The organism is Streptomyces sp. NPDC059499, assembly GCF_042749285.1.
Lineage (GTDB): Bacteria > Actinomycetota > Actinomycetes > Streptomycetales > Streptomycetaceae > Streptomyces.
Window position 1 is genome coordinate 13,067 of the sequence record NZ_JBHYTT010000022.1, and the last position, 19,189, is coordinate 32,255.

The window sequence follows — 19,189 nt, forward strand, 5'->3', positions numbered from 1 at the left end:
GAAGGATCACGATGCTCGGGGGGCTCCGGAGGATGGTGAGGACAGTGCGACCGGCCGCGTCCGCCCCCTCCGCAGGGACCAGAACCGTGCGAGCCTCCGCCGCCGTCGCGCGGTACGCGCGAGCGGCGCACCACTGACGAGCAGCGCACAGCCCAGCACCACGAACACGATCACGATGTCGGCTCGCGACCCCCTCTTCACCTCGCAGAAGCGAAACGAGTTCGACTGTTGCTTACCGAACGGCAATTGTTGGGCAGTCAGGTAACCATCCACGCGCGGCATGTCCGTGCCGTCACCGTGAACCGGTGGCGAACAGTCGAGTGCCGGGAATCCGGAGGGGGACGCTCATGCAGGAGGGTTCGAGGGACGAGCGGGTCGGCGACGGGAGCGGTCGGCTTCGTGAAGCCGCCGAGGCGGGGGACGCCGAGGCGATGTTCCGGTACGGCCTTTACCTCGGCACGCACGACGACCAGGCGGGCGGTGAACGGTGGCTGCGTCTGGCGGCCGAGATGAGGCACCCCGATGCGACCGCCACGCTCGGGGTGCTGCTGCATGAGTGGGGGCGGCACGCCGAGGCCGAGGCGCTGCTGCGTGAGGCCGCCGGTGGCGGGCACGTGCGCGCGATGGAGATGGTCGGGTATCTCCTGAGGCTGCGCGGCGAGCACACCGAGTCCGACCGCTGGTACCGGCGTTCGGCAGAGGGAGGAAACCCGCACGCGATGGCCGTCCTCGGCGAACTGGGTCAGAAGCAGGGCGCCGAGCCCGAGGCCGAGAACTGGTTCCGCCGGGCCGCCGAGGCGGGTCTCGCCGACGCGGCTTACGCCCTCGGGGAGTTGCTGTACCGCCGGGGTGACGTCGACGAGTCTGCACGGTGGGCCCGGCGGGCGGCCGACGGGGGTTCCACCGCCGCGATGAACGCCCTGGCCGCCCTGTCGCTGGAACAGGGCGACCGGGAGGCGGCGAAGTCCTGGTACCGCAAGTCGGCCAGGGCCGGCAACGACGAGGGCGCCCGCCGGCTCGCGGAAATGCTCAGCCGCGCTGAGCTGGCCGCCGAACTCGACGCATGGATGACCGAGCGCGCCCGGAAGGGGGACGTCAACGCGATGCTCGCGCTGGGGCGTTCCAACGAGCGAGAGGGTGATCTGCAAGCGGCGCAGGAGTGGTATGAGAAGGCCGCCGAGACCGGACACCTCGGTGCGATGGCCCAGCTGGCGAACCTCTTGGAGCGGCAGGGACATTCCCGTCAGGCGCAGGCGTGGTACCGAAGGGCCGCAGAGGCTGCGCCGCAGCCGCCGGACGAGGGCCACGGTCGGTAGACGTCCGTGGCCTGATCGCCTGGGTCGCGGCCTGTGCGCGCCGTTGCTGCTTTCCTTGCGGCGGCCGAAGAAGCCCGCGCCGCCGCTCTGCTCGGCGACGACGCCATGGCATCAGCCGCGGCCGGGCGCGCCGTCCGGCAAGGCCCCGAGGGGCCAGCCCCGCCGTAGCCACCGAGGGCTCGCGGCCACCACCGTGGCCCCGCCGCGTATGGCGGCACCCGTGCGGCGCAGCACTCGACCAGCAGACGGCGGAACTGCGCCCAGGCGTTCCCCGGTGCGAGCCGGGGCACCAGGTCCCGCACGTACTGCCGCGGTGTCAGCCCACGGGATCCGGAGGCCGTCAGGCCGCGACGAGTTCGTCCGCGAGGAACTCCTCCACGAACTTCCGTGCCCGACGGTCGAAATCGGCGTACTGCGCCTCCCGCTCGGCGCCGGCGACCGCTTCGCCGACCAGCAGACTGCCCTCGGCGTCGATGCGCTGCGGTCGCTCCTCCGCGCCCAGGAGCAGGCCTACGGTGGAGCGGGAGAAGCCGCAGTAGTAGGCGATGCCGTCGCTCAGGTTGACCTCGAGGACGGACTGCATCGACTCCGCGATGGGGTCGTCGGCGGTGGCGCCGGCCAGGGCCAGCCACAGCATGCGCTTGCCCGCCAGGCGGGGCTTGCTGCGGCCGTAGGCGAACCCGTAGTTCCATACGCGGTCGATCCATCCCTTGAGGACGGCGGGCACGCTCTGCCAGTACACCGGGAAGACGGCGACGACGTCATCGGCGTCGAGGATCCGCCGCATGTGGGCGTGCGTCTCGTCCGAGTACGGCTTCTCCCGGTTGCCCCAGTCCGGCTGGTCCTCCACGTTCATCCGCGGGTCGAAGCCCTCGGCGTGCAGGTCGAGCAGGTCGATGCGGTATCCGGCGGCCTCGAGCTGGGCAGCCACGCGGCGGGCGGTGTGGGCGGTGAGGGAATCGCTGCGGTGGTGCGCGACGACCACGAGGGCTGTCCTGGTGTCACTGCTGTGCTGCGGCACGGTGTCTCCCGACGGCTCGATCTGTGCGGTGAGTCCAGTACAACCGCGGCAGCGTAGATGATCCATGGGAGAAACTCTCCAGGGCATAGGAGATCGTCTACGATTGCGCTGTGGATCCTCTGAGTTCACTGCTGAGCGGCATCCGGGCCGAAGGCTCGGTCGTCAGCCATGCCGTCCTGACAGCGCCCTGGAGTATCACCTTCGCCGACGCCGCTCCGCTCACCATGGTCAGCGTGCTGCGCGGGGGCGGCACGCTGCTGCTGTCCGACGGCACCGAGCGGGCGATCGGGGCGGGCGACACGGCCGTCGTCCGGGGCCCCGCCCGGTTCCGCCTCGCGGACGATCCGGCCACTGTCCACCGCCCCCACACCGCGTACGAGATCAACTGCTTCACCGCGGACGCCGCGTGCACCGGTCAGGAACTCGACGGCATCCACTGGGGCACCGGCGCGGAGGGAGCAACCGCGCTGATCGTGGGCGCCTACCGCGCCTCGGGACACCGCCACGAACGGCTCCTGCGCGCCCTGCCGCCCGTCCTGGTCATCGCCGAGGACGCCGAGGTCTGCGCCTGGCTGGAGAACTCCGCCGCCGACGCCGCCCGGCTCTCCGCCGGTTCGCAGGCGCTGATGGACCGGCTCCTCGACTGGGCTCTGGTCTGCACGCTGCGCACCTGGTTCGACCGGGCGGAGGCCGACGCGCCCGGCTGGTACCGCGGCCTCGCCGACCCGGTCCTCGCCCCCGCCCTGAGCGCCTTCCACGGGCGGCCCGCCGAGAGCTGGACGGTCGCGTCGCTGGCCGCTCAAGCCGGCGTCTCCCGGGCACTGTTCGCCCGGCGCTTCACCGAGCTGATGGGCCGTCCGCCCCTCACCTACCTCACCGAGTGCCGCATGGACGACGCCGAGGCACTCCTGGCCGACACCGACCTCAGCATCGCCCAGATCGCCAAGACCGTCGGGTACGCCGACGCCTTCGGCTTCAGCACCGCTTTCAAACGCCACAAGGGCCTCAGCCCCAGCACGTTCCGCACCAAGGCGGCGTGAGTCACGGAACGCGGCCGCAAAGACGGCCCGTTCGGCGTGGACCCGGAGCAGCTGGTGTCAAGGCACGCATCTACGCGAGCAGGTACCCGACGGACGCACCACATCACCTGAGCACGACGGACTCCACCGCTGCGACGGCCGCCGCCAGCCCGGGCGGATGTGGCGACCCTGGCACGGTCTGCCCGGCCCACCCGGGCCCGAGCGTCAGTACGACGGGCTTCCTACGGGCGCCCCGCACACCCCATTCGATCCCGGCCACATGCTGAGCCAGAGGGCGGCTCGCGGTGGTACGCGATTGCGCCCAGAGCCCGACCACGAGCGGACCCGTCCTGCGCACTGCGGCGACCAATGACTCGACCGGCAGGGCGCCGCCGAACATGTGCACCGGGAGACCCCGTTCGGCCAGGGCAGCGGTCAGCACCTCCAACGGCAGCGTGTGGTTCTCCCCGGGCACACAGGCCAGCACCGTGGTGGCACGGGCCCGGTCGGCCGCCGCGGGCGGGGTGTAGCGCCGAAGCGCGCAGGAGACATGCCAGGACAGAAAATGCTCGACCTCGACATACCTTTCACCCGAGCTCTCCCACTTGCGGCCGACCGCCTGAAGCGTCGGCATGATCACCTCCGTCCAGGCAGCAACCAGGCCGTGCTCCTCGATCGCGGCGCCCAGCATCCCGTCGAGAGCGAAGGTGTCGAGACGCAGGGCCGCACGGGCGACTCCCCTGCACTCCTGACGCACATCGCCCAGGCGAAAACCGGTGCCCGCTCGGCTGCGGCGGGTCCCGGCCTCTGAGCGGGAGGGAGAGGGGCCTGTCCGGGCCGGGGACACGTTCGGTTCAACTCCGTCGAGTGCCAGCCGGGCGGCCTCCGCCGGCGGGTACCCAGTCGCCGTCAGAGCGCACATCCGCTCCAGCCGCGCCACGTCTTCTGCGGTCCAGCGGCGATGCCGACCCCCGGTGTGCGCGGTGGGGCCGAGCCCGTAGCGGCGGTCCCACGAACGGACCGTGGTCGGTGCTACGCCCAGACGCCTCGCCACTTCACCAGTGGTCAGCCCGCCGCCACGCGACGCGCCCTGGTGATCAACATCGTTGTTGTCAACGCTCACACTCCGAGTGTACGACGCATAAACGACGCATGTTGTGTGCGTCGTTTCAGATCGCAAAGCTGGAGAAAGCCCGGTCACCACGAGTGCGCATCCTCTGACCCGGTTCGTCAGGAGGATTCCGTCCCGCACCCAACGCTCGGCAGGAGGATCCAGGCCATGACCAATACGGGATCCATCGGTCTGCGCTTCCCTGCCGCAGAGGGTTCGCGGTACGAAGACGAACTGGCCCGTTGCTTCTGCGTCGCGGACGAGACCGCGTTCGCTGCCGTCTACCGGCGTTGGAGCTCGCTCGTCCACACCATGGCCACACGCTCGCTCGGCGATGCCCACGAGGCCGAGGACGTGACCCAGCAGGTGTTTCTCGGCGCATGGCGTGGACGGGACGGCTACCGTCCGGAACGGGGCCCTCTCGGAGCCTGGCTGGTGGGCATCACACGTCGGAAGATCATCGACGCGCTGGCGGCTAGGACCCGGCGTCTGTCGCTGATCGATTCTTTGGCGTTCGACGCGCAGGCGCACCGCCACGGGGCGGGAGCCCCGGACGACGTCCTGGATCGGGTGCTCTTGGTCGAGGCCTTGTCCCGACTGCCGCACCACCAGCGCGAGGTGCTGTGCATGGCCTTCTACCAGGACCTCACCCAGGCCCAGATATCCAGGCGCACCGGTATGCCCCTGGGCACCGTGAAAAGCCACACCCGACGTGGCCTGCACCGGCTGCGTGAGGCGATCGGACAAGGCCGCGCCGACGAGACCGAGGCGTAGGAGCGCCTGGAAACCGGCTGTCGCGCGCATCCAAAGAGCAGCCTTCATCCGAAAGGTGTACGAGACTCCGCAACCGGTGGAACCACTCCACGAAGGAATGATCCTCATGACCTCCCGGACCCCTCTCGTCCTCGCCGCCTCGGCGGGGGCATGCGCCCTGGCCCTGGGTGTCACCGCCCCTGTCATAGCGGCCCCCGCTTCCGGCACCGACGACAAGGCCATGGTGTCCGTCTTCCACGGCGTTCCCGGGCTGACTGTCGACGTCTACGCCAACGGGAACGAACTGCTCGGCGACTTCAAGCCCGGCACGGTGACCGACCCGCAGTCCCTCAAGGCCGGCACCTACGACATACAGGTTTTCGAAGCCGGTAAGAGCCCAGACGGCACACCGGCCATCCAGAAGGAGATCAAGGTACCGGCCGGAGCGAACGCCACGATCGCGGCCCACCTGTCCGCCGACGGCAAGCCTCAACTGACGGCCTTCGTCAACGACACCTCCAAGGTCGACGCAGGCAAGTCCAGGCTCACCGTGCGCCACGTCGCCGCTGCCCCGGCAGTAGATATCCGAGCGGATGGGCAAACGGTCTTCAAGGGACTTGAGAACCCGAACGAGGACACAGCCGTCGTCAACACCGGCACCATCTCGGCCGATGTGGTGCTAGCCGGCACGGACACCGTGGCGGTCGGTCCTGCCGATCTGAACCTCAAGGAGGGAACCAGCAACATCGTCTACGCCTGGGGCAGCGCGGACGACAAGAACCTGGCGCTTGCGACACAGACCCTCAGCGGCATGGAATCTACGCCGAACGCTGTCCATGCCGGCGGTAGTGGCGCCGCCGCGAGTTCGAACTCCTCCGACCAGTGGCTGGCTTGGGCCGCAGCGGCCGGGGTGGTCACTCTGACGGGCGTCCTGGTCTCTCGCCGAGCCGCAGGCAGGCGTGGGTGACACCACGCGACGGTTCAGCAGCCTCACAGTGGTGACCGCAGCTTTGGCGGCGGTCCTCATTGTGAGTACCGCCCCGTCGGAACACGCTTCGCCTCCAGCCGATTTCGGCGCCACTGCCACGGCTCCGGCCCAGGTTGCTGCACCCGAATCCCTCTCCCCCACCACCGAAGGTCGGCAGAGTCGAGCATCCATGGATCAAGGCCGCCATCCGCCCCAGCAAATCCTGGTGAGCGCTGTAGGACTCGACGCCCGCGTCCGGCCGGTGGGCGTGACGGAAGACGGAGCCCTGGCCGTCCCATCGAATCCGGCCACGGCCGGCTGGTACCGCTTCGGACCGGCTCCCGGGGGTTCACGCGGTTCGTCAGTGCTGGTCGGGCACGTGGACAGCGACACGGGAGACCTGGGCGAGTTCGCAGCGCTCTACGACGTGAAGCCTGGAGACCGGGTAGAAGTGCGACGTGCAGACGCCGAGCCGGTTCGCTACCGCGTTACCGCGCGCGCGACGGTACCGAAGGACGACCTCCCGTCCGCCACCTTCCGCCGAGACGGCTCTCCGGTTCTCACCCTCGTTACGTGTGCGCCCCCCTTCATCCCGGACGAGGGCGGCTACCAGGCCAACCTGGTGGTCACCGCGGAACCACTCGATGCCTGAGACCGGTGAGACCGGGCGGGCGCATACGTAGGGGGTCGTAACCAGGTACGGGCATGGGACGAAGCCCAGAAAACAGGAGGGCAAAGGTGTCACACGTCGAGCCCGCACGCCTGATGGATCTGGCACTCGGAAACGGCACCTCGGGCGATGACGTCAGCGCGCTGCGACACATCGCTGCGTGCAAGCGCTGCTGGGAGGAACTGAGCGTGATGACACGGGTCATGACCGCCGCCCGTAACGTCGAGGAGTCGGATCTACCGACCCCCCCTCCAGAGCGGGTATGGCAGCGCATCACCCAGGAGTTGTCCGAGGCGGAGAAGGCTGCCGCAGCCCGCTCGAAGGGGGTTCGTGGCCTTCCCGCAGCGTCGCCCGAACCACGTCGCACCTGCCGTTGCACGGAAACCTACGGCAGGTCGGTCCGTCTCGCGCTCGGCGTGCTCGCCGGGACCGCCTTGGTCTGGTGGTGGAGACGGGACCGTCTACCACGGCATGTGGGCCGGAGTGGCTGACAGTCGGGCGCTCGATTTGGCGGAGCATGCCCACACGTGTGTCAGCAGACATAGCAGACTTCTCATTTCGGCGGTCTCCCTGCGGTTGTTCAAAGATGACCGACGGGGTCGCACTGGCCGAGCTGCACGGCAGCGACGCGGTCGACCGGGCGTTGGGCACCGCGGCGACCGTCGAGCGGTTCGCCGACGGTGGCCTGATGGCGATCCGGCCCACCAAATTGAGCACGACGACGCCGAGCCGACCCGGGCAGGCGAGGCACACAGCCTGCAACCGGGCACCTCCGCCTGGTCAGGCTTTGGGTCCCCATGACGCGCTGGTCTCAGCCGTCCAACTCGTCGTCGCGAAGCCACCACACCGGCGGGATCTGGGCCTCCGGAGCTGACAGCAAGTCGATGGATCGCGGCGCACGGTTGCTCTGCGAGTCGAAGACCTCGAATCCCGCCGAGACCAGGATGGTTCTGATCGCCGGTGTCATCGCCTCGACCACTGTCCGGTGGTGCTGAATCAGGGGCATGTCGGGCCGCTCGAAGTCGACGGCCTGGTTGGCGCTCCACCACAACCTGGGGCTGCACCACCAGGTCACCTTCACGCCGGAGCAGTCATCGAACGCGCAGACGCTCACCTCCACCCCCGAGGAGACGATCTTGTCCAGTCCAGGAACTACGACCGGCAGACCCGCAGCAGCCAGCTCACTCCTGGCCCTGGTCGCTATCCGATCCCGCTCGGCCAACACCGCGGCGTCCACCTTCTCCAACACCATGCCGGCACCCTAGCCGGATCTTCCTACCTACACAGTAAGAAGACATCTCGATTGGTGAGCCTTCGGTAGCAGATGAGGGTGCAGGCGATGCTCGTGAAGGCGAGGAAGTGGTCGGCTTTGCGCTCGTAGCGGCTGTGGAGTCGGCGGCAGCCGGCGAGCCAGGACATGGTGCGTTCGACGGTCCAGCGGTGTCGGCCCAGTCGCTGTGAGTATCCTTCGGCGGCCCGCGGCTGCTCAGCCGAACTGGTAGCGACCTCACTGCGGTAAGCAAGCCCTCCGCTTACCGACCGGTTCTGAGTACGGGTGGCCACCACACGCGTGGACCGCAAAGGTGGCCGCTCTTTTTCGACAGCGTGGAGCCTGCTCAGCAACGCTTGGAAATATCAGCGGGGCCCATGATCAGAATCAACAGCCAGGAAAGCCAGTCGCGTAGAGCCGCCTCTGCCTGGTCGAGTCCCTCAAGTGGCTCAACCAGGCAGAGAGGGTGACCTCAAGTGGTGCTACTCGCCGTGGCCTTCGGAGTAGCCCTCGCCCTTGCCGTCATCGTGGCCCTTGCCCTCGTCGTGGCCCTTGCCGTCGTAGTCACCGTTGATGCAGGTGTTCCCGAAGGTCGGGTTCAGCAGACCGATGATGTTGACGGAGTTGCCACACGCGTTGATGGGGACGTTGATGGGGATCTGGACGACGTTGCCGGACAGCACGCCCGGGGAGCCGTAGGCGAACCCCTGTGCGCCGGCGTCGGCGCTGGCCACGCCCGCACCCGCGAACACCAGGGCGCCTGCAGCCGCGGTCAGAACTGCCGCGCTTCCGAGCTTGAACATGAAGTCTCCCGCAGAGTGTGAGTGCTGCCGCCTGGATGCGGCAGCTTCGATCACCATGCGGGTTCCTCTCCCTCGGGCTCTACGACGCGCCTGCCCACGGCGGCCAATCCCCTCAATGGCCGCACCCTACGGGGTTGGCCACAGCCACAGACGCGTGCCAATGCCGGCGGCTCCCTCGTGGCGAGAGGACGTCTGTGCTGGGGGCGGGGTCCGTGGCTCATGATGACGGGCCAGATCGCTCTTGTCCGGTTCCGACGCGGCCGAGCCCTGCTCAAGCGCCCGGGCGCCGGTACGGAGTTGCAGATAGGTGTCAGATCGTTGCCGACTGCCGCCGGAGGGCTTGCCCTGTAACGCTCCTCAAGCCGACGCGTGGGAGCCGCTTACGCCCTCGGGGGGCTCGCCTCCACCACATGGTCGAAGTCGGCAGAGTCGTCCTTGGGCTCGCCCTCCAGGGTGTCCACGGCAACGACGACGTCCATGTTGTTGACCGTGCTGAACGCCAGGACGTCCTCCGCGGCGGCGAGGGCATCCAACAGAGCCTGTGCCGTCCATGCGCCACCCACATCACTGTCGGAGTGCTCGTCCATCACATGGATCTGGTGGTAGTCGGCGAAGAGTTCCAGATGCGTCGTCACCAGGACATCGTCACGGAGAGCAACGACAACTGACGAACGAGCGAGGGCGCTGGGAGTCGCTGAGCTTGTGATTCATCCGGTGCTGCGTGGTTTGGTGCCGATCTTGTGGTGGGTTCGGTCTGCGGGCCTTGGCCGCTTTCGACGCTCCGGCCGCTCCGTGGCGTGAGGCCCTCGATGACCTGGACGACGACGTCCTCGCCGAGGCCGCCGCCGAAGCGTGGGCCTTCGGCACCGGCCCGGCGCTCGCCGCCATCGTCGAGCTCGGCGGTGAGCTGGAGCTCGCAGCTACCCGTAACGGGCGCTTCAGGGGCGCGGTCGTCCCAGAAGGCTGCGCGGTCAGCGCCGGCCGCCGCCGATGCGGCGGTCGTCGGCCAGTCCGGTCAGCGGGCCGAACTCGCGGGCAAGCTCGTTCCACGTCAGAACCTCGCCACAGCGAGCCGGGAACTCCTTCGGGTTGAACTCGGGCATGGTCCAGGTGCCAGTGCCCCGGTCCCGCAGCCACAGGTCCCCGTCACCGTCGACCACAGTCGGCGGGACCGGTACGGGCTCGGCCTGATCGGTGGGCTCCCAGGTGACCCGGCCCGGGTGGGAAACGCGGCGCAGCTCGGTGGTGGCCAGCCGCGCGGCCAAGTCACGGGTGGACTCTTCGGCGTCCTTGACCGACGCAAGTCGGAATGCGTCGTCAAGCACGGGAAGGGCTGGATTCTTGCTGCGCTTTGAACTCATACGCTGACTACCTCCGGTGGGGGGCGTCACATCCGTTATGGCACCCCGTAGAGGAACACGGTATCCGAGGCGGGAGCCGGGCCGGCTACGACCACTGTCCAGGTGGAGGCGCTGGCACACCGGGCGGTGGGGCTAGGCCGTATATCGAAAGTGGCTGGTGGCAGCCTGTGGGGCATGCTCGAGAATCCGGTAGCTGCTCGTATCGCGGACCTGCGATGGTGTCCGTCATGGATTCGGAGCCGCAGACTGATCTCGCTCGGCACTATGACCCCGGGGGTTGGTTGGTTCGGTTCGCGGGTCGAATCCTTGTGGTCTGTCCGCGATGCGGGGGCCGTGCTCTCGTGATCCCTCGGCCAGGCATTCCTGATCCCAGATACTTCAGCGAGCTCTTGTTCCAGCCGCGTCGTCTGGCTTGTGGAGGGTGTGGTGCCGTTGCCGACTGGAAACCTGAGGTGCAGGGGGCCGGGCTGGTCGGCGCGGTGCTGGGTAGTAGTGAGGATCCGTTCTTCCGGCGGCCTCTGTGGCTGCAGACCCGTTGCGCCCGTCACATCTTGTGGGCCTTCAACGAGGAGCACGTCGACGAGCTGTCTGCCTACGTCGGAGCGCGATTGCGAGAGCGTGGCGGCGCGCGGCCGACGATGTCGATGTTCGCTCGGCTGCCAGCGTGGATGAAAAGGTCGGACAATCGCTCGGAGGTACTGGCCGGCCTTGAGACCTTGCGGGAGCTAGCGAAACGGACAGCACCTGCTGACCGCTCCGATGCTGCGCACGAGCGCGGTGATCGCCCCCGAGCGCACAGGAGTATGTACTTTCGGGGCGGCCCTTATGAGTCTTGAGGGTCCTGGTCACAGCCATTCGTTGATGGTTGCGATGAGGACGGTTGCCTCGTAGCGGACCGCGAGCTTGTCATATCGCGTGGCGACCGCACGGTGCCTCTTGAGGCGGTTGATCCCGCACTCGACCGCATGGCGCTCGCAGTAGTCGTCCGGGGCGAAATGCGGCGGCCGGCCGCCGCGAGAGCCGAGCTTCTGACGGTTGCGCGCCTGGTCGGCCTTGTTCGGATGGTGCAGCGGATCCCGCGGCGGCGCAGGTAGGCGCGGCTTCTGCGGGAGGCGTACGCCTTGTCAGCACGTACGCGATCGGAGCGGACGCGTGGCCGGCCCGGCCCTGTCCGGGGGACGCGGACCTTCTCCAGCACGGGTTCAAATCGTGGCGAGTCTCCGCGCTGTCCAGCCGTCACCACGATCGACATGGGTTTCTGGCCCTGCTCGACTGCCAGGTGGAGCTTGGTGGTGAACCCGCCGCGCGATCTTCCCAGTCCGTGATCACGGGGCTCGGTGAAAATGCCGCCTGGTGGTTCCTTCTGCAGGTCGCCCTGTTTGCGGGCCCCGGCTGCAGACTGATGGGCGCGGCAGACCGTGGAGTCGACGCTCAGGTCCCATGTGATCGCGCCCTTCGCGTCGGCCAGGGCGCCCTGCTCGACCAGCACCTCCCGGTCACCGTGGCGCCGTCGACCACCCCCCTGAGGCCTCGACGGCGCCTCCGGCACCATCCGCTGGAACAGCCCCCACAACTTCTACGAACACCTGATCGTGACGCAGTCGGCGGATAAGACGACCGCCAAGGCGGACGCGACGTTCTACGCCCAGTAGGAAACTCCGCGGCGGCCGCTCCCGACCGGAAGCGGCCGGCATCGGCCGCGACGTGCAGGCGGTGGCGTCTGTGACCAGTTGTGTCCGGACCCTGCTTTCGGCCGTCCGATTCTCGGCGCTCCCCCGGACATCGTCGCGGTGGCACCGGGTAGGCGAACGGTACACAGTGTGAAGGAGAGGGAATCATGTCCGGATTGGTCATGCGCATCAAGCAGTTCACCCGCAGCCCGCAGGGACGTCGGGCCACCGTGTTGGCCCGACGCGTCGCCGCCGACCCGCGCAAGCGCTCCCAGGCCCGCGGCCTCCTAGGTCGGCTGCGCGGGCGCCGGTGAGGGGGGACCGGGAGGGCAGGCCGATGGCCAAGGGAGGACTGACACGCTGGGAACGAGCCCTGGAGCGCTGGGAAGGTGCTCTGGTCTCCCGGGCTCGCCGCCATGAGCCCGTCGAACTACTCGAAGCGTTGCGACGTGAGTGCGATTCCCGGGCCATCGTGTGCAGCGAGAGCAGAGTGGTCGCGCCGAACGCCTACGACGTGGAACTGGACGCCCGGGTGCACGAGGAGTTGGTGCGGCGGAGCAGTGGCAACGTAGGAGAGGCTCTCACCGATGACCTGGCTCGCCATGGCGAGCGCATGGGTTACGAGTGGGTGGGGCCGCTCACTCTGCGCGTCAGCCCCGCCGATCGCCCGTCGGGCGACCCCTACCGGGTGAGCAGCAGCCCTATGCCCCACGTACGCGCGGACGCCTTTCCGGACGACTGATCGTGCGGTGGGCGGTCTACTTCGGTTCGGTAACACCCGCGCCGGCCTCCTCCTTGGCCGTGTCGATCGCTTTGTCCGGCCTTGTGGTGCGACCGCCACGAGCACCACACCGACTGCGATCAGTTCTTGCGCGCCCCGGCCGCATGCTGGTGCGCGCGCACGATGGTGGAGTCCACCGAGACAGCCCAGTTGAGATCGTCATCGGTATCGGCCTGTGCGACCAGCGCGGTGAGCACCCGCTCCCAGGTGCCGTCGATGGCCCACATCCGCAGCCGGTTGTAGATGCCTCGCCAGTTGCCGTACTTCTCGGGAAGGTGGATCCACTGCGATCCCGTCTGGAACTTCCAGGCGATCGCGTCGATCACCTGGCGGTGATTCCCACCGGCCACCACGCCGCGGTGTCCGGTCCGGGAGCAAGGGTTCGATCCGCGCCCACTCCGCGTCAGTCAACGGCACACCTGGACCAACGATCAGATGATCGGAGAGTGACGGACTAATCGCCCGAGAAGGCAATGCGCAGGTCTCTGTCCGCGCGGCAGCGCAGACCCCAGACCAGTAGCGTCGATACGGCTTGGCTCTCGGCGCCTCTCAGCCGAGCAAGATCCGAACCTTCCAGCTCCCGCACCAAGCGGTCCACTGCCTCACCGCGCAGCACGGTGGCCCCATAGGGATCGACGTCAGCCAGGGTGGGCAGCCGGTGTCGGCCCGGCGTTTCCAGGGCCGCCCAGAGCTCGTCATCGACGACTATCCGCTCAAGTGCCCCTGCTGCGGGACGCGGTCCTGACTTCCGTCCGGTCCGGGCGGTTGAGACCCCGCGCCGCAGCTCTATGACGAGCGTCATCACACCCCCTCGTCTGCCCCACGGACCATCGATCTTATCGACCAACAGCTCACTTTCATGATCCGAAAGAAGCGCCCTGGGTCTGTGCTGAGCCGAACAGCCCACCCAGTCCGCCTCGCGTGCCGGGGCGGGCCCGCCTCGCCACCCGCCACCGTGCGCTCCGCTCGGTGAAGAACAGCTTGCGGCTCCAGCCGGCTGCTAGCAGACGGGCCCAAGTGCCGTCCGCCTCCCAGCGGGCGAACCGTTCATAGGCCGTCTGCCACGTCCCGTAGCGTTCCGGCAGGTCACGCCACGGGGCACCGGTCCGCAACCGCCACAACACCCCGTTGATCACCTGTCGGTGATTTCGCCACGGCCGCCCACGACCGTCAACACCCGGCAACAGGGGCGCTATCCGCTCCCACGCCACATCCGTCAGCTCGCCACGACCCACCACAAGATCAATTATCAGACAGGTCCTAGCCCGTCCGAGCCGCGATTGCCTGCTGACGAGTACACCGCTTTAAGCTCCACCTGGCCGTAGAGAGCCGCCGGGCGGAGCCGGACTGTCCGGGTGCTGTACCCCTTGTGTTTGGAACCGTTCCGGCTGTCCGGGACTCCCCTTCCATGGTGCCCATGGTCGATCACTGTCGTGGTGCCATACCGATCCAGCCTAGGAAGAACGAAGGATGACTGTGCCCCTGTTGTCACACCGACGTCTGACTGTGAGTACCGCTTTGATCGCCGCTCTCGCCGGTGGTCTCGCTCCCGCCACCAGCGCGTCCGCAGCCCCGGCCGCCACCCAAGCCCAGGCGCCCGCGCCCGATATGGTCGGCGTCGTCGCCGCACTTGAGGCCGCGATGGCCAACGGGGCGCCGGGCGCGATGGCCCGCTACTCCGGTCCGGACGGGGTCAAGGAAAGGGCTGTCGGGGTCCGTGACCGGGAGTCCGGCGCGGCGATGGACACAAGGGCGCGGTTCCGGATCGGCAGTGTCAGCAAGACGTTCTCCGGCGTCGTGCTGCTCCAGCTGGTGGAAGAGGGACGACTGAAGCTGGACGCGCCCGTCAACACCTATCTCGAAGGGCTGCTGCCCGACGACCGGATCACGGTCCGTCATCTCCTCACCCATCGCAGCGGCTTGGCCGACTACACCAACGCCATGTTCAACCAGACCGTGCCGGGCTTCGAGGCCGTACGAAACCGGGTGTTCAGCTACCAGGAGCTGGTCGACCTCTCCCTCGCCGAACCCCGGACCACCGAGCCCGGTGCCGCGTACAAGTACTCGAACGCCAACTTCGTCGTCGTCGGCATGCTGATCGAGAAGCTGACCGGGCGCCCCGTGGCCGACGCCTACCAGCGACGCATCATCAAGCCGCTGGGGTTGCGCAAGACCGCGTACGTCCACCCCGACACGCGCATCAAGGGCACCCACGTGCGCGGCTACCTGCACCCCGACGAGGCTGGTGCGCCGCTCGTCGACTCCACCGAGCAGACCGTTTCCTGGGCACAGTCCGCCGGCGCCGTAATCTCCAGCCCCGCCGACCTCAACACCTTCACCAGCGCCCTGATGCGCGGTCGGCTGCTGTCCCCAGCGACGCTGGAGGCGATGACCACGGTGACGCCGACGGACGCCACCAACACCCGGTTCTACGGCCTCGGTCTGCGCCGCTACGACCTGACGTGCGGCACCCAGGTGTACGGCCACACCGGCACCGTCCAAGGCTTTTACACCTACGCCTTCTCCACCCGCGACGGCCGCCGAAGCCTTTCGGCGCTGGCCAACACCTCCAACCACGGCGCAGCGAACACCGCGCTGGGCGGCACCCTGGAAGCCGCCTTCTGCGGCAAGCAGCCGACACCCGCCTCGACCGCCCGCTCCACGGCACCCTCCGCCTCCCCTGACCACGCACCGCAGCCCGCCGAGCGTGACCTGCCCGAGCGCTACTGAGGTCTGGCACGACCGGCCGACCCACCCCGCGGGTCGGCCGGTCCAGTAGGGCACCACTCTGCTTGACGACGGTCGGCACCCCCGCGACCACGGAGAATGCCTAGGCCACTGCCCTTCGTGAACCAACTGGGACGAAGAGCAGCAGTGGGGAAAGAATCGGCTCTGACCGGAGTTCCGTGAAATCCCAGGTCAGGAGCCGAGTGAGGGAACGTTCCGGCAGGGCATATCTCGCTGGTGGGGGTCTACTCGCTGGACGATGTGCTGTTTCCGAACGTCGATGTGCGATTGGAGGCCGTGGAGCTCACGGCCGACGTGTTGGTGGTGGTAGCGGCCGCGTGCGGTCCGCCGCCCAGGTGTCCGGGGTGCCGTGCCCGGGCTCGGCGGGTGCATTCCTGCTACGAGCGACGTCTCGCCGAGCGGCCGTTGTCAGGGCAGAAGTTGCTGGTCAGGCTGCGGGTCCGGAGGTTCTTCTGTGACCGGTCCGGGTGTCGACGCCGGACGTTCGTCGAGCAGGTCCGCGGGCTGACCGAGAGGTATCGCCGCTCCAGCCTCGGTCTGAAGACCTGGCTCCGCCAAGTCGCGGTCGAGCTCGGGGGGCGAGCTGGCGAACGGCTGTGCCGCCGCATGCACCTCGCCGCTGGACGCACGCGACTGCTGGAGCTGCTGGATCCTCCGCCGGTGCCGGAGCGAGCCCCGAGGGTGCTCGGTGTCGACGAGTTCGCCTTCCGCAGGGGCCGCACCTACGGAACCATCCTCGTCGACGTGGAGGCCGGTCGAGTCGTGGATGTTCTGCCGGACCGTACCTCCGAAACCTTCGCAGCCTGGCTGCGCGAGCATCCAGGCGCCGAGATCATCTGCCGGGACCGGGCCTCGGCCTACACCCGCGCGATCAAGGAAGCGGCGCCCGACACCGTGGAAGTCGCCGACCGCTGGCACCTGCTCCAAAACCTCGCCGCCGCAGTGGAGAAGACCTGCCACCAGCACCGCTCCTGCCTGCGCAAACGCGTCGACGAGGTGACCAGCCGCATTCCCGAGGCACCGCCGCTGATGCAGCTCCCTCTCCACGAACTACCGCGGAAGCCGATCATCGACCGGACCCGGCACCGCCACGCTGACGTCCAAAAGCTTGTCGCCGCAAGCTGGACTATCAGCGCCATCGCCCGCCGTCTCCACCTCGACCGCAAGACCGTCCGGCGCTTCCGCGACACCGACCTCGACCAGCTCCTGGCCTCGGCGAACGAACGCCAGCCAGCCGGAGTCCTCGAACCGTTCAAGCCGTACCTGAACACCCGATTCACCGAAAGCCTCGGCCAGGTCAGCGGCAGCCGCCTCTTCCTGGAGATCTACGAACGCGGCTACCGCGGCAGCCGCCAGGTCGTCCGCAGGCACCTCACCGCCCTCCGCGCCGGCCACGCCGAACCCATCCACGCGGACATACCCAGCCCTCGCAAGATCACCAGCTGGATCATGCGACCGCAAGACACCCTTCCACCCGAACTCGAACGCCGCCTGCTCGACGTGCGCATCGCCTGCCCGGACATCGCCCGAGCCTGCGACCTCGCCCGCGCCTTCGCCTTCGCCTTCGCCTTCGCCTTCGCCTTCGCCGAGATCCTCCGCCACCGGCGCGGATTCCTACTGACCGAGTGGATCCGCCAGGCTGAACAAGACGCCCCGAAACCGGTAGGAGGCTTTGCAGGTTTCCTCCGGCAGGACCTCAACGCCGTCACTGCTGGACTCACCCTTCACTGGAGCTCAGGCATCGTCGAAGGCCATGTCAACAGGGTCAAGATACTCAAGAGGACGATGTACGGACGGGCCTCCTTTGACCTCCTTCGGACCCGCATCCTCATCACGCCGTAGTCTTCCGCCGTGCGCTATCTGGCAGAACCATTCATCCTTGGCGTCCTCAACCCGGGCCGTTCCGTTGAGCAATTCCTCGGACCGTCTGGAAGCCCCGAGCAGCTGGGGGTCCACTGGGTCGAGATCCGGCCTGTTCGAGGGACCTACGAGGTCTACCTGCACGCCGCTCTTGACTGCGAGCCGCTAACTCGCGACCTGGGTTCTCTGCCACCGCTGTTTGAGGGCGAGGAAGAAGACTTCGGCCTCCTCCTGGCAACTATGAACGCTCCCCTCGACGCTTTGGGCGCTACCGAGATCCGAACTGGAGCAGTACGCGAACGCTGGGTCAACCAATCCATGGCAGGCGACGAGTACGGCGACTACGTGCTGGCCGGCCGCCCAGCCATCGCACCTGACGGCCAGCCGTGGCCGACCCCAAAGTCGTCCTGACCTGGGGTTCACGGAACTCCGGCCAGAGCCAAAAATCGAGATCGGCATCATCCTCGACCCTGGGGTGTGCACTGATCTGCTGGCGACGTCTTGCGTCCCTGCCCGGACAGGCTGGCCGATAGCGCGAGGGCGTTGTCGTCTCACTCCCAGCTGGTCTCCGGGATGTGGTTGTGCGAGTGCGTGGCCCATCCGTCGCGATCATGCCTGGAGCAGTGATCGGCAACCATGCCTTCCCAGGACCGATCGGGCCACCACAGAGCTCCGTGCTCCTCATGAAGATGATCGTGGAGAGCCTTCAGCGCAACCGGATCCGTGACCCGCGTGAAGACGTAGAAGGGCCACTTCCTCCGACCAGTGAAGATCCGGGTCTGCCTGATCTTCCACATACTCATGAACACCCCCGTGTCGAGGCCGACATCATGCGGCACCGCCAGGATCGCTCTCGGCGGTTGATCATTCTGTTAGGGGTTCTTAGCGCCTTCCAATGGCCCGACGCCGCCTCGGCCGTGGATCCGAGGAGCGCCGCCAGGTGCCGCGGTGTGTCGCAGGCGGCCCTCGGCGTGGAACAGCCCGGACCACTCCATATCGTCCATGTGACCAACCACAACCAGGATGCTGTCACAGCACACCGACAGGCCCCCTCCGACCAGGGCGCCCTCCATGCCGGTCGTACGCAGAGGCCATGCCTGATCAGGCACCCCCAGGCCGCAAGGGCGCACCGCGCATCGAAGGCAGATAAGGACCGCAGCGACACCAACCCGTCAAGATCGTTTGGCACGGGCCAGTTGTTGCCGCAGGAGTTGTCGAAGTGCGCAGCAAGTGGTTGGACCGTGGGGTCCGGACTTCATGAGCACGTTCCTCCATCAGCCGCGCCTCCCCACCGACGAGCTTCTTCGCGCCCTGCGCACACGCTTTCCGTGCGCGCTTCTGCATCGGGCCACTACAGCCGCAGGCGTTGAGGTGATTGGCGTGTCCGTGGACCGGGACAGGGTGCGTAACGTGTGGGACGAGTGGCGCGGGAAGCACGGTGAGACCGGCCTGTGGCCCTACGTCTCGCTGATGTCACCGGACAACGTGGCCAGCGCCATTCTGCACGACGGCGTCGATGCCGCGGCTCTGGAGGACCTGATGGCCGAGGTGACGTGCCAGCACCACGACGCACGCGCGGCATCCGTCGTGGTGTCGAGCTTTCGGTGGTCGATGGACTGTGCCGGTGATGACGAGGAGGGCCAGGAGGGTGGCGCGACAATTACGACCCGGACCGGCTGGCACGGCAGATGACGGGCAAGTCCTCCTGGAGTCCAGAGTTTGCCGAGGCTGTCGGACTTGAGCGAGGCGAAGACCGGGATTGGCCCGAAGGAAAGGCTCCGACGCCGTGTTCACAGCCCCCACAAGTAGATCATCTCAGTGGCTGGCCTGACATCCCTG

At 67.9% G+C, this 19,189-nt stretch carries 20 protein-coding genes and 2 pseudogenes; 11 read left to right on the forward strand and 11 right to left on the reverse strand.

Annotated elements, in window-relative coordinates:
- Positions 1 to 347 precede the first annotated feature (347 nt).
- Positions 348 to 1,316, forward strand: a complete 969-nt coding sequence (locus ACFW9O_RS33605) for a tetratricopeptide repeat protein (RefSeq protein WP_384614632.1) — start codon at positions 348 to 350, stop codon at positions 1,314 to 1,316.
- Positions 1,317 to 1,656: 340 nt separating this feature from the next.
- On the opposite strand, the gene ACFW9O_RS33610 is transcribed toward ACFW9O_RS33605, so the two are convergent.
- On the reverse strand, positions 1,657 to 2,403 hold the full coding sequence (locus tag ACFW9O_RS33610; protein WP_384614634.1) for an NAD(P)H oxidoreductase: 747 nt from the start codon (positions 2,401 to 2,403) through the stop codon (positions 1,657 to 1,659).
- A gap of 44 nt (positions 2,404 to 2,447) precedes the next feature.
- On the opposite strand from ACFW9O_RS33610, the gene ACFW9O_RS33615 reads away from it, so the two are divergent.
- The gene (locus ACFW9O_RS33615; RefSeq protein WP_384614636.1) at positions 2,448 to 3,377 is read left to right on the forward strand and encodes an AraC family transcriptional regulator; all 930 of its coding nucleotides are present in this window, start codon (positions 2,448 to 2,450) and stop codon (positions 3,375 to 3,377) included.
- A 103-nt stretch (positions 3,378 to 3,480) separates the two neighbouring features.
- Here the strand turns inward: ACFW9O_RS33615 and ACFW9O_RS33620 are convergent, their stop codons facing one another.
- The gene (locus ACFW9O_RS33620) at positions 3,481 to 4,479 is read right to left on the reverse strand and encodes a MerR family transcriptional regulator (RefSeq protein ID WP_384614638.1); all 999 of its coding nucleotides are present in this window, start codon (positions 4,477 to 4,479) and stop codon (positions 3,481 to 3,483) included.
- A 156-nt stretch (positions 4,480 to 4,635) separates the two neighbouring features.
- Between ACFW9O_RS33620 and ACFW9O_RS33625 the strand changes: the two genes are divergently transcribed.
- From ACFW9O_RS33625 to ACFW9O_RS33635, 3 genes are all read left to right on the forward strand, one after another.
- Complete coding sequence (locus ACFW9O_RS33625) at positions 4,636 to 5,241, forward strand: RNA polymerase sigma factor (RefSeq protein ID WP_384614640.1); 606 nt, start codon at positions 4,636 to 4,638, stop codon at positions 5,239 to 5,241.
- A gap of 106 nt (positions 5,242 to 5,347) precedes the next feature.
- The gene (locus tag ACFW9O_RS33630) at positions 5,348 to 6,187 is read left to right on the forward strand and encodes a DUF4397 domain-containing protein (protein WP_384614642.1); all 840 of its coding nucleotides are present in this window, start codon (positions 5,348 to 5,350) and stop codon (positions 6,185 to 6,187) included.
- A 226-nt stretch (positions 6,188 to 6,413) separates the two neighbouring features.
- The gene (locus ACFW9O_RS33635) at positions 6,414 to 6,839 is read left to right on the forward strand and encodes a class F sortase (protein ID WP_384614644.1); all 426 of its coding nucleotides are present in this window, start codon (positions 6,414 to 6,416) and stop codon (positions 6,837 to 6,839) included.
- A gap of 829 nt (positions 6,840 to 7,668) precedes the next feature.
- On the opposite strand, the gene ACFW9O_RS33640 is transcribed toward ACFW9O_RS33635, so the two are convergent.
- From ACFW9O_RS33640 to ACFW9O_RS33665, 6 genes and pseudogenes are all read right to left on the reverse strand, one after another.
- Positions 7,669 to 8,109, reverse strand: coding sequence for a hypothetical protein (locus ACFW9O_RS33640; RefSeq protein WP_384614645.1), 441 nt, complete (start codon positions 8,107 to 8,109; stop codon positions 7,669 to 7,671).
- 23 nt (positions 8,110 to 8,132) lie between these two features.
- A pseudogene (locus ACFW9O_RS33645) lies at positions 8,133 to 8,318 on the reverse strand (transposase); the annotation flags it as partial.
- Positions 8,319 to 8,609: 291 nt separating this feature from the next.
- The gene (locus tag ACFW9O_RS33650; protein WP_384614647.1) at positions 8,610 to 8,930 is read right to left on the reverse strand and encodes a chaplin; all 321 of its coding nucleotides are present in this window, start codon (positions 8,928 to 8,930) and stop codon (positions 8,610 to 8,612) included.
- Between the two features lie 380 nt (positions 8,931 to 9,310).
- Positions 9,311 to 9,565 carry a hypothetical protein gene (locus tag ACFW9O_RS33655; protein WP_384614649.1) on the reverse strand — a complete coding sequence of 85 codons (255 nt, stop codon included), beginning with the start codon at positions 9,563 to 9,565 and terminating at the stop codon, positions 9,311 to 9,313.
- A 336-nt stretch (positions 9,566 to 9,901) separates the two neighbouring features.
- The gene (locus ACFW9O_RS33660) at positions 9,902 to 10,255 is read right to left on the reverse strand and encodes a hypothetical protein (protein ID WP_365042297.1); all 354 of its coding nucleotides are present in this window, start codon (positions 10,253 to 10,255) and stop codon (positions 9,902 to 9,904) included.
- A gap of 859 nt (positions 10,256 to 11,114) precedes the next feature.
- Positions 11,115 to 11,843 (reverse strand): transposase, encoded by a 729-nt coding sequence (locus ACFW9O_RS33665; RefSeq protein ID WP_384614792.1) that lies wholly within the window; start codon positions 11,841 to 11,843, stop codon positions 11,115 to 11,117.
- Positions 11,844 to 12,128: 285 nt separating this feature from the next.
- Here ACFW9O_RS33665 and ACFW9O_RS33670 point away from each other — a divergent pair, with 285 nt between their 5' ends.
- The gene (locus ACFW9O_RS33670; RefSeq protein ID WP_351169038.1) at positions 12,129 to 12,275 is read left to right on the forward strand and encodes a hypothetical protein; all 147 of its coding nucleotides are present in this window, start codon (positions 12,129 to 12,131) and stop codon (positions 12,273 to 12,275) included.
- 23 nt (positions 12,276 to 12,298) lie between these two features.
- Positions 12,299 to 12,703: an FhaA domain-containing protein gene (locus ACFW9O_RS33675; protein WP_384614651.1), complete on the forward strand. Its 405-nt coding sequence runs from the start codon at positions 12,299 to 12,301 to the stop codon at positions 12,701 to 12,703.
- A 119-nt stretch (positions 12,704 to 12,822) separates the two neighbouring features.
- Here the strand turns inward: ACFW9O_RS33675 and ACFW9O_RS33680 are convergent, their stop codons facing one another.
- The 3 genes and pseudogenes from ACFW9O_RS33680 to ACFW9O_RS33690 form a co-directional block, all read right to left on the reverse strand.
- Positions 12,823 to 13,095, reverse strand: coding sequence for a transposase (locus tag ACFW9O_RS33680; protein WP_384614653.1), 273 nt, complete (start codon positions 13,093 to 13,095; stop codon positions 12,823 to 12,825).
- 101 nt (positions 13,096 to 13,196) lie between these two features.
- Complete coding sequence (locus ACFW9O_RS33685) at positions 13,197 to 13,544, reverse strand: hypothetical protein (RefSeq protein WP_384614655.1); 348 nt, start codon at positions 13,542 to 13,544, stop codon at positions 13,197 to 13,199.
- Positions 13,545 to 13,743: 199 nt separating this feature from the next.
- Positions 13,744 to 13,980 (reverse strand): annotated as a pseudogene (locus ACFW9O_RS33690) (transposase); the annotation flags it as partial.
- Between the two features lie 232 nt (positions 13,981 to 14,212).
- On the opposite strand from ACFW9O_RS33690, the gene ACFW9O_RS33695 reads away from it, so the two are divergent.
- The 4 genes from ACFW9O_RS33695 to ACFW9O_RS33710 all read left to right on the forward strand — a co-directional run bounded on the left by ACFW9O_RS33695 (position 14,213) and on the right by ACFW9O_RS33710 (position 19,042).
- Positions 14,213 to 15,472 (forward strand): serine hydrolase domain-containing protein, encoded by a 1,260-nt coding sequence (locus tag ACFW9O_RS33695; RefSeq protein WP_384614657.1) that lies wholly within the window; start codon positions 14,213 to 14,215, stop codon positions 15,470 to 15,472.
- Between the two features lie 321 nt (positions 15,473 to 15,793).
- On the forward strand, positions 15,794 to 17,332 hold the full coding sequence (locus tag ACFW9O_RS33700) for an ISL3 family transposase (RefSeq protein WP_384614794.1): 1,539 nt from the start codon (positions 15,794 to 15,796) through the stop codon (positions 17,330 to 17,332).
- Positions 17,333 to 17,341: 9 nt separating this feature from the next.
- On the forward strand, positions 17,342 to 17,761 hold the full coding sequence (locus ACFW9O_RS33705) for a hypothetical protein (RefSeq protein WP_384614659.1): 420 nt from the start codon (positions 17,342 to 17,344) through the stop codon (positions 17,759 to 17,761).
- A 969-nt stretch (positions 17,762 to 18,730) separates the two neighbouring features.
- Positions 18,731 to 19,042, forward strand: coding sequence for a hypothetical protein (locus ACFW9O_RS33710; protein ID WP_384614661.1), 312 nt, complete (start codon positions 18,731 to 18,733; stop codon positions 19,040 to 19,042).
- Positions 19,043 to 19,189: the final 147 nt, after the last annotated feature.

Coding starts and splice junctions, on each gene's coding strand:
- ACFW9O_RS33605 (WP_384614632.1), top strand. CDS start 348: ATGCAGGAGGGTTCGAGGGACGAGCGGGTCGGCGACGGGAGCGGTCGG.
- ACFW9O_RS33610 (WP_384614634.1), bottom strand. CDS start 2,403: ATGGATCATCTACGCTGCCGCGGTTGTACTGGACTCACCGCACAGATC.
- ACFW9O_RS33625 (WP_384614640.1), top strand. CDS start 4,636: ATGACCAATACGGGATCCATCGGTCTGCGCTTCCCTGCCGCAGAGGGT.
- ACFW9O_RS33630 (WP_384614642.1), top strand. CDS start 5,348: ATGACCTCCCGGACCCCTCTCGTCCTCGCCGCCTCGGCGGGGGCATGC.
- ACFW9O_RS33640 (WP_384614645.1), bottom strand. CDS start 8,109: ATGGTGTTGGAGAAGGTGGACGCCGCGGTGTTGGCCGAGCGGGATCGG.
- ACFW9O_RS33650 (WP_384614647.1), bottom strand. CDS start 8,930: ATGTTCAAGCTCGGAAGCGCGGCAGTTCTGACCGCGGCTGCAGGCGCC.
- ACFW9O_RS33665 (WP_384614792.1), bottom strand. CDS start 11,843: ATGGTGCCGGAGGCGCCGTCGAGGCCTCAGGGGGGTGGTCGACGGCGC.
- ACFW9O_RS33670 (WP_351169038.1), top strand. CDS start 12,129: ATGTCCGGATTGGTCATGCGCATCAAGCAGTTCACCCGCAGCCCGCAG.
- ACFW9O_RS33675 (WP_384614651.1), top strand. CDS start 12,299: ATGGCCAAGGGAGGACTGACACGCTGGGAACGAGCCCTGGAGCGCTGG.
- ACFW9O_RS33685 (WP_384614655.1), bottom strand. CDS start 13,544: ATGACGCTCGTCATAGAGCTGCGGCGCGGGGTCTCAACCGCCCGGACC.
- ACFW9O_RS33695 (WP_384614657.1), top strand. CDS start 14,213: ATGACTGTGCCCCTGTTGTCACACCGACGTCTGACTGTGAGTACCGCT.